Raw genomic sequence first — 14764 nt, forward strand, 5'->3', positions numbered from 1 at the left:
AATGTGAGCAGAGAAAATGAGCAGCAGGTGAAAACCTGCTGCATCAAGAGATTAGATATAGAGAGACGCTTCACCCGGCGGACGGGTTTTAAAGCGACGGTGCAGCCACAGATATTGGTCGGGCGCGCGCAGAATTTCATTTTCAATCACGCGATTCATGTAAGCAGCGGCAGCGGCTTCATCTTCATACGGATAATTTTCCAGTTCAGGCTGAATAATCAGCTGATAACCGCTCTTATCCTGGTTACGAATCAATACGATGGTCAGCATCGCCGGTTTTGCCAGACGAGACAAAACATAGGTGCCGTTGGTGGTCGCCGCTTGTTTCACCGCAAACAGCGGAGCAAACACGCTGCCTTTGGGGCCGTAATCCTGATCCGGTGCGAACCAGACCGCTTCGCCTTTTTTTAGCGCCTGCACCATGCCGCGCAAATCGCGACGATCGATCATCGCTTTATTCGAACGCATGCGACCCTTGGTTTGTGCCCACTCCATCGCCTGATTATTGTGCGGACGATACATCGCCATCATTGGCTGGCATAAACCGGTAATGCGGCCGCCCAGTTCCAGCGACATAAAGTGCACACCGATGACCATCACACCACGCTGGTGGCTTTGTGCGTGCTGCAGGTTTTCCAGACCATGCACTTCGAAGTAACGACGCACGCGTGCATCAGACCAGAACCAGGCAATACCGGTTTCTGCCAGCGCCATTCCTAGCGATTCGAAGTTGCCGGCAATCATCGCCTCGATTTTCTCTTCCTTAATATTGGGGAAGCACAGCTCGATATTGCGACGGGTAATGCGTTCGCGGCGCTTCAGGAAGTGACGCGACAATTTGCCAGCGCCAGCACCAAGCCGGATCAGAATGGGGTAAGGAAGTTGCACCAGCAGCCACAGCACACCTAGCCCAAACCAGGTAAACCAATAACGGGGATGCATAAGTTTGGAATGGAACTGCCTGGATTTCGTCATAACGCCTTCATGTCGGGGAAAAAATGTATCGCACGAAGAAAAAGGGTCCCTGAGTTCCTGGAGCGGTACAACTGTATTGATTACGACCAGCACTTTAGCAAAAAGTGCCGTCAATGTTACCCAATCTCTGCAATCCTCAGGATTGAGCACATTCATGGTTAGAACGGCCTCATTCTATCACCTTTTATTCATTCCCTTTAAAAACAGCAGGGTAAACTCATCCTAAAGAAGTCAAAATAGCCATCACGTAGTAGATTAAGAACTGTCTGTTAATAAGGACACACTAATCTTTACGCTTTATTTACTTTGCTCAGGAAGATTAAAGCGTTTGTCTTCAGGAAAAAGCTGATGACCGCGCTGATGCAGTCTCTGTTGCCATTCCATGTCTCCCTGCAACATGGCAATTTTAAGCAGTGAGTAGGTAACGTTGGCATCATGGTGCTTTGTCAGGTATTCCCTTGCCCACACTTTGAATGGGATTAATTGCACGACATCGTTTGTGCTGTTGAACGTCATTAGACGATGAAGGTTTGCATCAAACTGATAGCGCTCCCATTGGGCGTAAGGATTAATAAGTTGCTCAGCATGGGAAAAATCAGCAAACCTGTTGCGCTCAATTTGCGTCAGGATGGCATTGGTGTGCAAACCTGTTGCCGCAAAAACCATCAAAGCGAGAGCAAAAAGGGTGACAAACCCAGCCGCAGCGTAATGCGCCAACGGGCGCAGAGTCAGGCTTTGCAGATCTGACTCAGATTGCATCAGACGGATCAGCAGTAGTAATACCAGACCATGCGGCGCGGACTGGTAGAGTGGATACTCAAAAAGCAGATGGGTCACGATAGGTAAGGTCATCGTCCAAAACGTAAAGGCGCGTCGCCTTGCATGAGGGCTGCCGGTTACGACGGGCTTGAACCATGCCCAAATTATTAGTGCCACTCCCGCCAGCGCAATAACGCCATTTTCCACCCACTGAAACAGGATTTCATTATGCGGGTGCGTTGGGGGACGAGAATTCAACGGATGCGCCGTTTCCTCACGTACGTGCAGCAGATAATCGTGCTCAAAATGACCGGCACCCCAACCACGTAAAGGACGTTCGGCGATCATATGCAGGCTGTGCGTGATCATCTGCACACGACCTGCCGTTGAATGGGTTTTATCCACTTTGTGTAATCCCGCCATGGGGGCATACGCGAGCAGGGTCTGGCAAGCTATCACAATTGCTAATGCAATCGGTAAGCCAATCAAGAGGTGTTGCCGCCAATGGCGATGCCGGCGGAATGTCCAGATAAGCAAAGCGCTACTGGCCGACGCACCAAGCCAGGCAACGCGAGACTGGATGATCATTAAAATCACCAGCAATACAGCCATGATCGCTGCCAATAGTAAACGAAGCCCGCCATGACGCACCTTAAAGCTAAAATACAGCGCTAACGTCCAGCCAGTAGCCAGAAAACTACCCAGTAAATTTACCTGCTGGAAAATGCCATAGACGCGGGTGCCATTTGCCGGAAATTCCATCCAGTTATTTGCCCCCGTCATGAAGAGTTGGCATAGCGCCAGCATCGCTTGCGCCACGGCCGCAGTAATGATGCATATCAGCCAGAGCCTTTTAACGTTTGGCGAAAGGGGGATTTGTAGCATGGCCAGGTAAAACAGCACTGCCAGAGCATAGGCAGTTAGCTGGGGGAGTAAGGTCACATCATGATTGCCGTAAAACGTATAGAGTATGGGCTGGCTAAGGAGCAGAAACGCTAGCAGCCATATCGGTGTCACCTTTGCCACTCGCACCCCGTCCGTCGAGGGGGGCGAAAAGAGGCATTTTATTGCCACAATAAAAATACAAATGCCCATAAAAATGAGCGTAATAAGATTTTGCGGCAGGCGAAAACCTGAACCGCCCATATTGGCAACGTAAACTTGCAGCATCAATAGTAAGTCGCTCGCCACGACCAATGACACAAGTAATGTAGTAAATGGGGGCTTGCGAAAATTAGGGATAAAAAACATGTTTTTCTTCAAATCAATAAGCGGAAATGATGAGCGTGCCGGCACCATTAAATGCGCCAGGTGCGACTGCTCCATGAGTACGCAGCGTTGAGCTAAGCGTAAATGTTGCCAGCGAGTCGGCTGAATTTACTTTAAGCTCAATGCCTTCAGAAGCATCTTGATCGTTGACTTTTAATTCAGTCTGCAAACTGTTATCCGAACGGAGTGAGACAATATTGGTGTTAAACCCTACCGCGTAAATTTGTGCCGTTGCCGCTGAGCTACAGGAGAGTGTTAACTGCGTTTGAGCAGTATTACCGTTTATGCTTTTATCAGAAACATAGCCGTGATAGAGATTAGTATCACCCAAAAGTGAACAGCTGACGGGATATTTATGATACTGGATACAGATATTATCAGGCAGGAAGGTTGCATCACGCCAATCATTTTGAAATGCTGCCAATCGAAAACAATTGTATAGAGCTGACCTGCCGTCTATTTGGAAGGTATGTTCTGTCGATAAAGGGTATTTAGCTTTATACGCTTTTCCCAGTTCACCAATGGTTGCATAGTTTTCTGCAGATAAGACATTTGGCGCATGAATGTCAGCGGGAACCCCATTATTTTCCGGAAAAGATGCGATCTTACAGCCCGGCTGCTTATAACACGGATTTTTCAAAGGGCTATCTTCATCCCAGTGATAAACATACACACGAAAGGTAGTATATTGCCCAATCCAGGAAAGAAAAGTATTATGGCTGATGATCGTGGCTTGTGCTAATGCAGGAGTAATTATGCAAATAAAATAAAAGATGAGTTTAAAAATGCTCATTAGTGATACTCCAGTTCTACAGTTGCGCTGGCATTTATTGTCCCGGGTTGTAATTCGTTATTTTTAATGCTTTCACGATTAGCAGACAGGAATAAGTCAAAGACAATTTTGTTGTCACCAGAATGGAAAATCCTCTCGACGCTTTTGTTTATCGTAATAAAAATACCTTTTTCTTCAATGCCAATGGCGATACCTTTTGCGGTACTGGATGGATCAAGTGCCATCATGCCCGCTTGCTGTGCATCTTCTGTTGCCTTAAAGGTGATTGAGAGTTTATTGGTTGTTGAGGTATCGCAACCCTGTAAATTAAGCGTTATGGGAATACCCGCGGTACGCTGGTAGCGATAAAGAAATTTATTAATGACGCTGCCAAAATCAATAACAATATCACTGCTGTTGGGGTCAAGTATGCAGGGTTCCTGCACCAATCCGCCCGTAAAAGAAAAGTCAGCAGCTGCAAAGGCGTTTATAGAACATGTTGATAGCAGAGTTATTATTAACATTACAGGGATGCGCATAATCATTACTCGTATTTAATAACAAGCGTTGCTAGCGCTTTAAAACGTCCGCTTTTCAAAGCGCTGCCAGCTCGCTTTATCGGAACGGCATAAAATATTGGCTGCGTAACATCATCAAGCGTAAAGCGCTGATTGATTATAATGGGTTGATTATTCTGCATTATCCTGATACCTAAATCATCAATCCCTGTGAATAATGCGCTGGCATCAAAATTGCTGGTTATGCCCAAAAATGCCAGTTCCAGCTGTTTTCCCGGCGGGGTCCGACATACGATGCTGATAGGAACACGCTGTTGATATCTCACACCATCAATATGATTTACTCCTACTGCATCACCAAAATCAACGTCTGCCGGTTTGTCATTGTTTATTACGCAATTAATACTGATCAGTGTGGCTGAAAAATTTATTTTCACAGCGTGTGAATTACAACAATAAATAAACAGTGATAGTATGAGTATTGCAGTTTTCATTCACTGAGGCTCGACAATCAGTTGAGCACTTATTGTTAACTTACCTGGTAAGGGTATTGAACCAGATTTTTTAACAGGAACCACCTTTAGAGAAAAATCCCCTGTCTGCACGTAATTGTATTTTTTGTTTATTTCGAGTGGTGTGCCATCTTTACCATTGATGAATTTTATCCCAACGTTGGTAATGTTAGTGCGTATTGCTGCTTTATCAAATGTTGCTGCGCTACCCGATACACGGAAGTAAAGATTTTCGGAATAGTTTTCATCGCACCTAATCGACAGCGTCAACAATTCAGTGTATTTCAGACCATCTATTTCATTAATATCCACACTGTCGCCAAAGTTGACATCGATATCTTTATTATTGTCAATTTTACACGGGACGTTAATCAGCTTTCCTGAAAAGTTGACGCCTGCATTGGCATTAGACAACGTGCTATGCAACGCAAATGCAATGATCAGTGGACAGAACATTATTTTTATAATCTGCATTCCGTGTCTCCTCAACGAACATTCAATACCATGGTGGCGGTTGCAGTAAAGTTACCCGCTGTGACTTTGACCTTGTTTTTAACCGGCACGGCAATCAATGTGTTTGATATTCGCCAATCAATGTTGTGTGCTTTATTTATTTCGATTTCTTTACCGTTTAATATTAATTTGATGCCCACATTGCTGTTGGTGGTAGAAATGACATTTTTATCAAACACCGCCGCTGTAGCTGAGATAAAAACTTCCTGCTCCCCGTTGAAAGCTCCCGGACACGTGACGGTGAATGGCACCGATTTACTGAATCGGATACCATCAATTAGCTGAATGATGATATCGCCGAAGTTAACACGACTTTCTCGATCACCATTCAAAGTACATTGGGAGCTGACGATAATCCCCGACACATTAATTGGATATCTATTCGTGCCGGGGATAATTTCTTCATGCGGCGCGATCGGCGCTGAGAAGAGCATTTCGCAGTGCAGCAGTGCGAAGAAGATGACCAGCCACTTCATGCTGTTCATGCTTATTCGCGGCTATCAGTGACACGGCACACATTGGCTTTGCAACTGAATGTCAATTTTGGCCGACCGCCGAAATCGTCGATATAGCTTAATACCGGATGCGAACCTAACTTACTGGCTTTTACGTTAATAGCGGCACTGCTCTGTGGCGGAATCATGATCGGATTAAAATCACTTTCTTCTTTACCATCAACATGACTGGCTGCAGTAATCAGCGTGACATAATATCCGGTAGGATTTATCACCGTGTATTGATCACCGTTTTTTTTCAACGTGAGTTGATTTTGTACGGGTTTGATCGAAGCCCGTGGATCGATCATTAATTTTTCTGGGCGATAAAAGAGTTTGATGCGGGTCTGTAACGCAATTTGTAATACGTTTTGTTTTTCACTGCGTGGCGGAATCTCGCGCAAATTAAAGTAAAACAAAGATTCACGATCCTGAGGCAATGATTTTGCGGCAGGTAAAGATTGGATTTTAATCGCGCTTTTATGACCCGGCTCAATACGCTGAACTGGAGGGAGCGCCATAAGCGGCGACTTTATTTTTTTTCCTTGCTCATCTTCCAGCCAGCTTTGCGCCAGATACGGACGCGCTTTATTTTCATTGCTGATATTCAAACTGATTGAGCGTTCAGCGCCGTCATAAATGACGCGGGTGCGATCCAATGCAACAGCAGCCAGCGTGCTTTGTGAAAAAATCATAGCGCCAAACAGCATCGCCACGGTAGCGAGAGAAGCCTTCAGGTTCATAAAATTAATACTCACTCTATATGTCTGGGGTAATAGAGCGACAGATACTCAACAAACTTTAATGCGCAAAAATTATTCTTTTTCTGTACACGGAAGCAGCAGGTTTGTTTCTCCACTCTCATCAATGGGTAATACTTTTGGGAAGGTAATTTGGCATTGAATATTGCCGTTCCAGCGGACATCCATCAGCATTTCAGGGTTTACACCACTAAGCCAGACGCTGCCCATCTCATCAACAATGCCGGTCTCACGCCCTTTACTTAATACGCTCGCGCCAAACGGCGGATAACTGCCATCACTTAGGCGAATAACCGCCATTAGCTTTTGACCTTTAATTAATCGAAAGCGACGATAGCCAATGGCGCCTTCGGTTAAGGTTAATTGCAAAACGGGCGACTCCGCTTCAATGTCATCGTTGAGTTGGTTGATATCCAGATGTGCCTGATTACGTATATAGCTACTGACATCCGCCAGTACCGCTTTTCCGAATTTGTTGCTATGAGTGGCCGCACCGGAAGACTTAATGGGCACATCGCTAATACCTTCAGTATCCAGCATCAGACGCGTGCCTCCAGGTATTATGGTGCGATGTAATGCTGCTCCATGTGCTGTGGCCGTTAATCCTCCCTGCATGGACAGGGCTGCGGAGCGATACTGACCGGGTTTATAACTGGCACTATAGTTCGTTAGCGTGTTATCGCCGGTATGGGTGTAGTAGCCACTATAAGCGCTTCGTTGTTGGCGATCGACATTGGCGCCTAAGCGATAACTGTTGCGTTCATCCATGCGGTTATACCAACTCAGGCTATTGATTTGGCCGGCATCTGAATTTTGTGCATTGATATTCAAGCCCGATGAGGTCCCGAAAGGCACGTTCAGGCTTAAGAACACTCCGCCATCTTGTATACCTGAATTTTGTGCGCGATAGGCGGAGAGATTGAAACTGACGTTTTTAAAATTTCCCACATCGAAATAACGCGCAAACGACATATTCCAGCGGCTGGTCGCCTGACGATTCCAGTAAGTCTGATAGTTATAATTTAAAAATGCGCTGACGCCGAGTGTACGGAATTGTTTATTAAGTGAAACGGTATAGGTCTGCTTATTCGCTGCATTATTACGAATAACCAAATGCTTACGGCTCGCCTCAAGATATTGATTTAGACTAAGATAGCTCTTCTCCGTAAAGCGATAACCTGCGAAGGTAACCTGCGTGTCATAGTTTTCGAAGCGTTTAGAATAACTCAGGCTATAGGAGCCGCCAGAGCGCGTTTGGTTATTAGGCAGCTTTGCATAAGATTGGGTTGCGGTGAGTGCCAGGGCCCCAAACGATAAGAGGTCACGCCCTGCACCCAACGACGCGGCATGATATTTTCCAGAGGATAATCCACCCCCGAGCAGCGACCAACCGTTACTAATACCCCATGAGAATTCCCCTGCCATTAACCTTTCATTCTGCAGATGAAATCTATCGTCTGTCGTTTGCCCTACCGCCGCCTTAAAGCGAACCTGTCCAGGACGACTAAGATAGGGAACAGATGCGGTTTCGACTTGAAAGGTCTGAACGCTGCCATCTTGCTCTTCAACTTTGACATCCAGCGTGCCAGTAATAGAGTCGCTCAAGTCCTGAATAATAAAAGGACCGGGAGCCACCTGGCTTTCATATAACACACGTCCAGCGTGACTAATGGTGACTTTTGCATTGGTCTTCGCCACGCCACGGACCTCCGGTGCGTATCCACGCAAATTGGGGGGTAACTGGCTATCATCACTAATAAGGCTGGCGCCAACATAGCGTGCATTTTCAAACACATCACTGGCGAGGTCATTTTGACCAATAATTAATTTTGCGCCCCAAGGTTTGATTGCCCTAAATGCCTGATATTGATTCCAGTTAAAAGTAGAGGTTTTAGTGTTATTGGCAGTGTAATGAGTACCATTCCAGAACGCACGCATACGCCAGGGACCGGCGTTGACACCTACCACGCCATTACCGCTTAATTCGCGTGATTCACTGCCTTGTGCCGGGGAGGAGTAATTAAAATTGGTGTTATAATCCGCAATAAATCCAGCAATCCCTTCGTCCCAGCGTGAAGGGGGATCCCAGTTAGCCGTTTGATATTCAATATATGCCTGAGGAACACTCATGTAGAGCGTTGATGACGCGAGATCAGGACGCAAAATGATACCCGGCATGATATCAAGCCGGGCACATTTTTCATTATTCCAGTAGGTAACTTTATCTAACCATGACTTCTTTAAACCGAAGCCTGCCATCATTTTTGGTGTTAAGCAGGCGACAGTTTCGTTTTCATCATGTTCAGACGGTAAAAAAGTAACCTCCTCGGTGGGTGATTCATTGTCATTAATTTTGATTGCCATGTCATATTGACCAGGCATCATATATCCTGCCCGGGAAAATTGACTCATATCAATGTTTTCCCGGTCGGAAATATCCATGTTGTCCAGATTAAACTCAACTTCCTCTGCTAATGCACTGCTAAAAAAAGCCAATGATAAAGCAATTACTAACGGGCGTAAGCGCCAGTTATTTTGAAAAGGAAATGAGTTCCTGGTATGGACTGACATACTACTAACACCCTGTTGAAATAAACAAGAGATGCGCAGATTACGCATGTCTCTAATTAGCGTGGAAAACGATTACTGATAATCCAGGCTAAAGTCGACGGTGCTTTGAAATACCCCCGGTGTGATGGTTGCAGAGGCACCATCACCCTGCAAATATGCAGAGAACGACAAAGTGTTGCTACCATTCTGCAGAGTCATGGTTGATGGCTGACCCAATTTAATTAGCTGGCCTGAGCCATCTGTCAGGCCAATGCTGGCACCGCTAGCGGTACCGGTCATGCCAATCAGGGTCGGTACGGCAGCAGAGGCCTGGCCGGTAAAGGTCACACTCACATCTTTACCTGCGGTGAAATCGCAATTCTCCAGTTTGATGTTGAAGGGTACCGGTGTTGATTTACCACCCGCTGCCAACTGCTTTTTCGATACCTGACCCAGATCAATGGTTTGATCCTGCGAGCCTGGGTTGATTGAACAAGGTGCATCAATAATTGAGCCCTTAATGGTGACAGTACCTGCACCCTGGCTATTTACAGCGTTAGCCAGGCTGGCGGTCATCATCAATCCCAAGCCGAGTGCGACTGACATCTTGTTAAATCTCATAATATTTACCTGTTCCTATATGGGTGTTTGAAGGCGCAAAGGAAAAGAACCGCGATAGTGATGAGCATAAAATTCGCTTTCCTTAAACGATCCATTGCATGTGCACGAATTGAAGGGCGACAGGTTTCTCGAAAAAATTAATAGGAAAAGTAAAATATTACGATCACGAGTAATATTCAGAAAAACAGGGTCTTTTTCTTTTCATCCTTAGGGCATTAATAAGTTTTGTGCTAGAGATATTAAGGAGGAAATTTCAAAATTAGAGACATTTCTTATACACGGAAATGAAAATGTCTTATTTAAAATGAAATAAGGCGTTGCCTGATGATGAACATTTTTTTCATGTATAGCTTTCGCTACCTGGTACAGGGGATATTTACAAAGAGTTGATCAGGGCGGATATCTTTTGGATCCCTAACTGTTATTTTATGCATAATTTCCCGATCTTAACCTGATGCTTACCAAAGAGAATAAATTCTATGACACATAAACGTTTGCTGGATTGCTCAGCTTCCGAGCTGCTGCCGATGGATAAAGATGCGTTGATATATGCTGTGCGTGCCAGCGAAGGACGGGTGGTAGTCAGCGAAACTATCGGCATGACTTCACCCTTGCTGCATAATATTACTAACGCCGAATTGGCGGCCTCTCAGGGGGCTGATATTGTATTGATCAACATGTTCGACAGTGAAAACCCTGTTATTCATGGCATGCCCGCAAACATTGCGCCGGAACAAACTTTACATGAATTATGCCGGCTGACCGGGCGTATTATTGGGGTCAATCTTGAAGCGGTAGATCCTGATTTTAATGCCACGCATCTTGATGAATTACAAATGGTGCCAGGGCGCGCAGCAACAGCGGAGAACGCCTGCCGTTTGGTGCAAATGGGAGCCAAAATTTTGGTTCTCACGGGCAATCCTAATAACGGTGTAAGCAATCGTGCGCTGGCTAAAGCGGCGAAAATGATCCGCGATGCGGTTGGTAACAGCGCACTCATTATCACCGGTAAGATGCATGGTGCTGGCATTGTTCAGGAGAGTGGCAGCGACATCCTCACCGAGCAAGATATTGCTGAGTTCGTGCAGCAAGGGGTTGATGTGGTGTTGGTGCCTGCACCCGGCACACTACCGGGTATGAGTCAGCAGAAAGTTGCCTCACTCATTGAATGTATTCATTCGCATGGCGCTTTGGCGATGACCGCGATCGGGACATCGCAAGAGGGGGCAGATGTGAATACCATTCGTCAAATCGCGTTAATGAGTAAGATGGCGGGCGCAGATCTTCATCATATTGGTGACACCGGTTACATCGGGATGGCATTGCCTGAAAATATCATGGCTTACAGCATTGCCATTCGCGGTATCCGACATACTTACACGCGCATGGCACGCTCAATAAATCGTTAACCCACATTAACCGTCAAGCCCGTAGGATGACGGACTTGACGTTATTAATGGAGGGCGTGATCACTCAATATTCTGAATCTGCTCACGCATCTGTTCAATCAACACTTTCAGCTCAATCGCTGATGTCGTGATCTCGGCATTAATTGATTTTGAAGCCAGCGTGTTCGACTCGCGGTTCAACTCCTGCATCATAAAGTCGAGGCGGCGGCCAACGGCTTCTTTCTTTTTCAGGATGTTGTAGGTTTCTTTAACGTGAGCATCCAGGCGATCCAGCTCTTCCGACACATCGGTGCGCTGCGCCATCATCACCAGCTCTTGCTCCAGGCGATTGTTTTCCAGCTGCACTTCGGCTTCTTCCAGCTTGGTGACCAGACGTTCGCGCTGCCATTTAATCACTTCTGGCATCTGCGCGCGCACTTTGCTGACTTCGTGCGATACGCCTTCCAGACGCTGTTCAATCATCGCTTTCAGCGCGGTGCCTTCGCTTTCACGCGCTTCGATAAAGTCATCTAACGCGCCATCCAGCGCCACCAGCAGTTCGGCGTTGATGGCATCGAGATCCTGCTCTTGCGCAGACATCACGCCCGGCCAGCGCAGAATATCCAGCGGATTAATTGCGCCTTCATCACTCTGCATCTTCACCCAGTTGGCGGCCTGCACCAGCTGTTTGGCCAGTGATTCATTCAGCTGCAGTTCGCCTTGCGCGCTGGCATCGGCATCATAACGCAGGTTGCATTCGATTTTACCGCGCGTCAGGCGATTGCGGATGCGCTCGCGGATGACCGGCTCCAGGCCACGAAATTGCTCCGGCAGACGGATATAGGTTTCCAGATAGCGCTGGTTAACCGAACGGATTTCCCAGGCGGCGCTGCCCCAGTGGCCTTTGGCTTCGCGGCGGGCGTAAGCGGTCATACTGCGGATCATAATCGTCTTCTCTTTTTCAGAAATGTTGGGTGAAGTATAGCGAGGCAGCCTCGACGCTAACAGGCATAAGCGCACTTAAGCGTGAATAACAAAAAATTACCTCTTTTACCGACAGACACTTATGCTTAGCGCTGGTTCGCTTAAAAGGATGAAGTGATGTTCCGCTCTCTGGCTCTTCCTGCTTTATTAACCTTACTGCTCGCTGGCTGTCAGGCCCCGTCGACGAAAATGCATCAGATCCCGCCCAACACCGCGCCAGTTGCGGTATGCGGTTCTGGTGACGTGATGATGCAAACTACATTGTGGTTTGGCATGAATAAACCGAAAGGTGGCATCGTCAGCAGCAGCGAATGGCAGCAGTTTGTCGATAACGATGTGACGCCGCGTTTCAAAGACGGTTTATCGGTATATGACGCCAAAGGTCAGTGGCTGGGCGATAACGGTAAGCTGGCGCGGGAAAACAGCAAAGCGTTGATGCTGATTCACACTCCGGATGTGGCGAGTTCTGACAACATCAACAAACTTCGTGATGTGTATAAACAGCGCTTCGAGCAGGAATCGGTGATGCGGGTTGATTCACTGGTGTGCGTGGCGTTTTAAAAAATGGCGGCCATGCAGCCGCCATGCGTTATCAGATAAACAGCCCGGCGAACGCGGCCGAGAGCAAGCTCACCAGCGTGGAGCCATACACCAGCTTCCAGCCAAAACGGGAAACCACATTGCCCTGTTTCTCGTTCAGGCCTTTAATCGCACCGGCAACGATGCCGATTGAGGCGAAGTTAGCGAACGAAACCAGGAACACTGACAGAATCCCCAGTCCGCGTGGCGTCATTTCAGCCGCCACTTTCTTCAGCTCGATCATCGCAACAAATTCATTCGCTACCAGTTTGGTGGCCATAATACTCGCCGCCTGCAAAGCATCGGCGGAGGGAATGCCAACCAGCCATGCAAACGGATAGAAAACGTAGCCAAGCAGCTGCTGGAAGCTGTAGCCAAATACCGCAGAAAACAGCGCATTGATTGCTGCAATCAGCGCAATAAAGCCAATCAGCATCGCCATGATGATCATCGCCACTTTAAAGCCGGCGAGAATGTATTCGCCCAGCATCTCAAAGAAGCTCTGATCTTCATGCAGCTTATCCAGCGCAATCTGCTCTTCGTTTTCCGGGCGGGTTGGATTGATGATCGACAGGATAATAAAGGTGCTGAACATATTAAGCAGCAGCGCCGCAACCACATATTTGGCATCAATCATCGACATATACGCGCCAACAATCGACAGCGAAACCGTCGACATCGCCGTCGCCGCCATGGTGTACATGCGTGGCGCGGAAATATCAGCGAGAATGCCTTTATAGGCAATGAAGTTTTCCGACTGGCCGAGAATCAAGGTGCTGACGGCGTTAAACGACTCCAGCTTGCCCATGCCATTCACTTTTGACAACAGAGTGCCTACGGCGCGAATCAGCAGCGGCAGAATGCGCCAGTGCTGCAAAATGCCGATCAGTGCGGAAATAAACACAATCGGACAGAGCACGCCGAGGAAAATAAAGGCTAATCCCTGATCCGCCATATTGCCGAAGACAAATTTGGTTCCTTGCGCGGCGTAGGTTAATAAGGTTTCAAAGAAGCCGCCCACCGCAGTGACCACCGATTGTCCGCCCGCTGAGTGCAGGAAGAACCAGCCCAGCGCGGCTTCGACAACCAGCAGCTGAATAATAAAGCGGGGACGAATGCGTTTGCGGTCGTGGCTGACCAACAGCGCAAGGGCAAAAATCACCACCAGCGCCAGCAGGAAATGGAGTATCGCGATCATCATTTATCTTTTTAAGGGAGGAAACGCGCATTTAGCCACAGCCACCACAGAATTTCATCCAGGATTGTGGCGATCGCGGGCGGGACAGCCGCAGCTGAAGTCCGTATAATGCGCAGCCAAACCTAAGCAAGCCGGAGAGAAACCATGCGTCCAGCAGGCCGTAGTGCATCTGAAACACGTCCCGTCACACTCACTCGTCACTACACCAAACATGCAGAAGGCTCTGTGCTCGTTGAATTCGGCGAAACCAAAGTGCTGTGCACCGCAACCGTCGAAGAGAGCGTGCCGCGTTTCCTCAAAGGCAAAGGTCAAGGCTGGATCACCGCTGAATACGGCATGCTGCCGCGTTCGACCCACAGCCGCATGGCGCGTGAAGCCGCCAAAGGCAAACAGGGCGGACGTACGCTGGAGATTCAACGTCTGATCGCCCGTTCACTGCGCGCAGCAGTGGATTTGCAAGCGCTAGGTGAATTCACCATCACGCTGGATTGCGACGTGATTCAGGCCGATGGCGGTACGCGTACTGCATCTATTACCGGCGCCTGCGTGGCGCTGGCCGATGCACTGAATGCGCTGGTTGCGGCTGGCAAGCTGAAAGCCAGCCCGCTGAAAGGCATGGTGGCGGCGATTTCTGTGGGCATCGTCGGCGGTGAAGCGCTGTGCGATCTGGAGTATGTGGAAGATTCCGCCGCAGAAACTGACATGAACGTGGTGATGACCGAAGACGGCCGCATGATTGAAGTGCAGGGCACCGCAGAAGGTGAGCCCTTCAGCCACGACGAGTTACTGCAGCTGCTGGCGCTGGCGCGAGGCGGCATTGAGCAGTTGATTCAGGCGCAGAAAGCGGCGCTAACTAATTGATGTAACAGGC

Annotated in this window: 15 protein-coding genes; 3 read left to right on the forward strand and 12 right to left on the reverse strand. The window is 47.9% G+C overall.

What is annotated here, in order from left to right; translation table 11 throughout:
* Window positions 1–51: 51 nt before the first annotated feature.
* The 10 genes from lpxP to K5Y33_RS22305 form a co-directional block, all read right to left on the reverse strand.
* Complete coding sequence (gene lpxP, locus K5Y33_RS22260) at window positions 52–975, reverse strand: kdo(2)-lipid IV(A) palmitoleoyltransferase (RefSeq protein ID WP_222235121.1); 924 nt, start codon at window positions 973–975, stop codon at window positions 52–54.
* A 297-nt stretch (window positions 976–1272) separates the two neighbouring features.
* Window positions 1273–3060: a PglL family O-oligosaccharyltransferase gene (locus K5Y33_RS22265; protein ID WP_222235122.1), complete on the reverse strand. Its 1788-nt coding sequence runs from the start codon at window positions 3058–3060 to the stop codon at window positions 1273–1275.
* On the reverse strand, window positions 2999–3796 hold the full coding sequence (locus K5Y33_RS22270) for a hypothetical protein (protein WP_222235123.1): 798 nt from the start codon (window positions 3794–3796) through the stop codon (window positions 2999–3001). Before K5Y33_RS22270 ends, K5Y33_RS22265 begins: the two co-directional genes overlap by 62 nt.
* Window positions 3796–4314 (reverse strand): fimbrial protein, encoded by a 519-nt coding sequence (locus K5Y33_RS22275; protein ID WP_222235124.1) that lies wholly within the window; start codon window positions 4312–4314, stop codon window positions 3796–3798. The genes K5Y33_RS22270 and K5Y33_RS22275 overlap by 1 nt, the downstream gene beginning before the upstream one ends.
* Window positions 4315–4319: 5 nt before the next feature.
* Complete coding sequence (locus K5Y33_RS22280; RefSeq protein ID WP_210081781.1) at window positions 4320–4787, reverse strand: fimbrial protein; 468 nt, start codon at window positions 4785–4787, stop codon at window positions 4320–4322.
* Window positions 4788–5279, reverse strand: coding sequence for a fimbrial protein (locus tag K5Y33_RS22285; RefSeq protein WP_222235125.1), 492 nt, complete (start codon window positions 5277–5279; stop codon window positions 4788–4790). It lies immediately after the preceding gene.
* A gap of 11 nt (window positions 5280–5290) precedes the next feature.
* Window positions 5291–5794, reverse strand: a complete 504-nt coding sequence (locus K5Y33_RS22290) for a fimbrial protein (RefSeq protein WP_222235126.1) — start codon at window positions 5792–5794, stop codon at window positions 5291–5293.
* 11 nt (window positions 5795–5805) lie between these two features.
* Entirely contained in the window at window positions 5806–6555 is a 750-nt protein-coding gene (locus K5Y33_RS22295) for a fimbria/pilus periplasmic chaperone (RefSeq protein WP_222235127.1), read from the reverse strand.
* Window positions 6556–6627: 72 nt separating this feature from the next.
* Window positions 6628–9144 carry a fimbria/pilus outer membrane usher protein gene (locus K5Y33_RS22300; RefSeq protein WP_222235128.1) on the reverse strand — a complete coding sequence of 839 codons (2517 nt, stop codon included), beginning with the start codon at window positions 9142–9144 and terminating at the stop codon, window positions 6628–6630.
* 72 nt (window positions 9145–9216) lie between these two features.
* Complete coding sequence (locus K5Y33_RS22305; RefSeq protein ID WP_101760694.1) at window positions 9217–9744, reverse strand: fimbrial protein; 528 nt, start codon at window positions 9742–9744, stop codon at window positions 9217–9219.
* Window positions 9745–10223: 479 nt separating this feature from the next.
* Between K5Y33_RS22305 and K5Y33_RS22310 the strand changes: the two genes are divergently transcribed.
* Complete coding sequence (locus K5Y33_RS22310) at window positions 10224–11153, forward strand: haloacid dehalogenase-like hydrolase (RefSeq protein WP_222235129.1); 930 nt, start codon at window positions 10224–10226, stop codon at window positions 11151–11153.
* Window positions 11154–11213: 60 nt separating this feature from the next.
* On the opposite strand, the gene K5Y33_RS22315 is transcribed toward K5Y33_RS22310, so the two are convergent.
* On the reverse strand, window positions 11214–12077 hold the full coding sequence (locus tag K5Y33_RS22315; RefSeq protein WP_222235130.1) for a YicC/YloC family endoribonuclease: 864 nt from the start codon (window positions 12075–12077) through the stop codon (window positions 11214–11216).
* Between the two features lie 156 nt (window positions 12078–12233).
* On the opposite strand from K5Y33_RS22315, the gene K5Y33_RS22320 reads away from it, so the two are divergent.
* Window positions 12234–12677, forward strand: coding sequence for a DUF3574 domain-containing protein (locus K5Y33_RS22320; RefSeq protein WP_222235131.1), 444 nt, complete (start codon window positions 12234–12236; stop codon window positions 12675–12677).
* 31 nt (window positions 12678–12708) lie between these two features.
* Here K5Y33_RS22320 and K5Y33_RS22325 read toward each other — a convergent pair whose 3' ends face one another.
* On the reverse strand, window positions 12709–13893 hold the full coding sequence (locus K5Y33_RS22325) for a NupC/NupG family nucleoside CNT transporter (protein WP_222235157.1): 1185 nt from the start codon (window positions 13891–13893) through the stop codon (window positions 12709–12711).
* Between the two features lie 144 nt (window positions 13894–14037).
* On the opposite strand from K5Y33_RS22325, the gene rph reads away from it, so the two are divergent.
* Window positions 14038–14754: a ribonuclease PH gene (gene rph, locus K5Y33_RS22330; RefSeq protein ID WP_101760691.1), complete on the forward strand. Its 717-nt coding sequence runs from the start codon at window positions 14038–14040 to the stop codon at window positions 14752–14754.
* The last annotated feature ends 10 nt before the right edge of the window (window positions 14755–14764 follow it).

The sequence above is a fragment of the Pantoea sp. DY-17 genome (assembly GCF_019795975.1).
Taxonomy (GTDB): Bacteria; Pseudomonadota; Gammaproteobacteria; order Enterobacterales; family Enterobacteriaceae; genus Pantoea; species Pantoea leporis.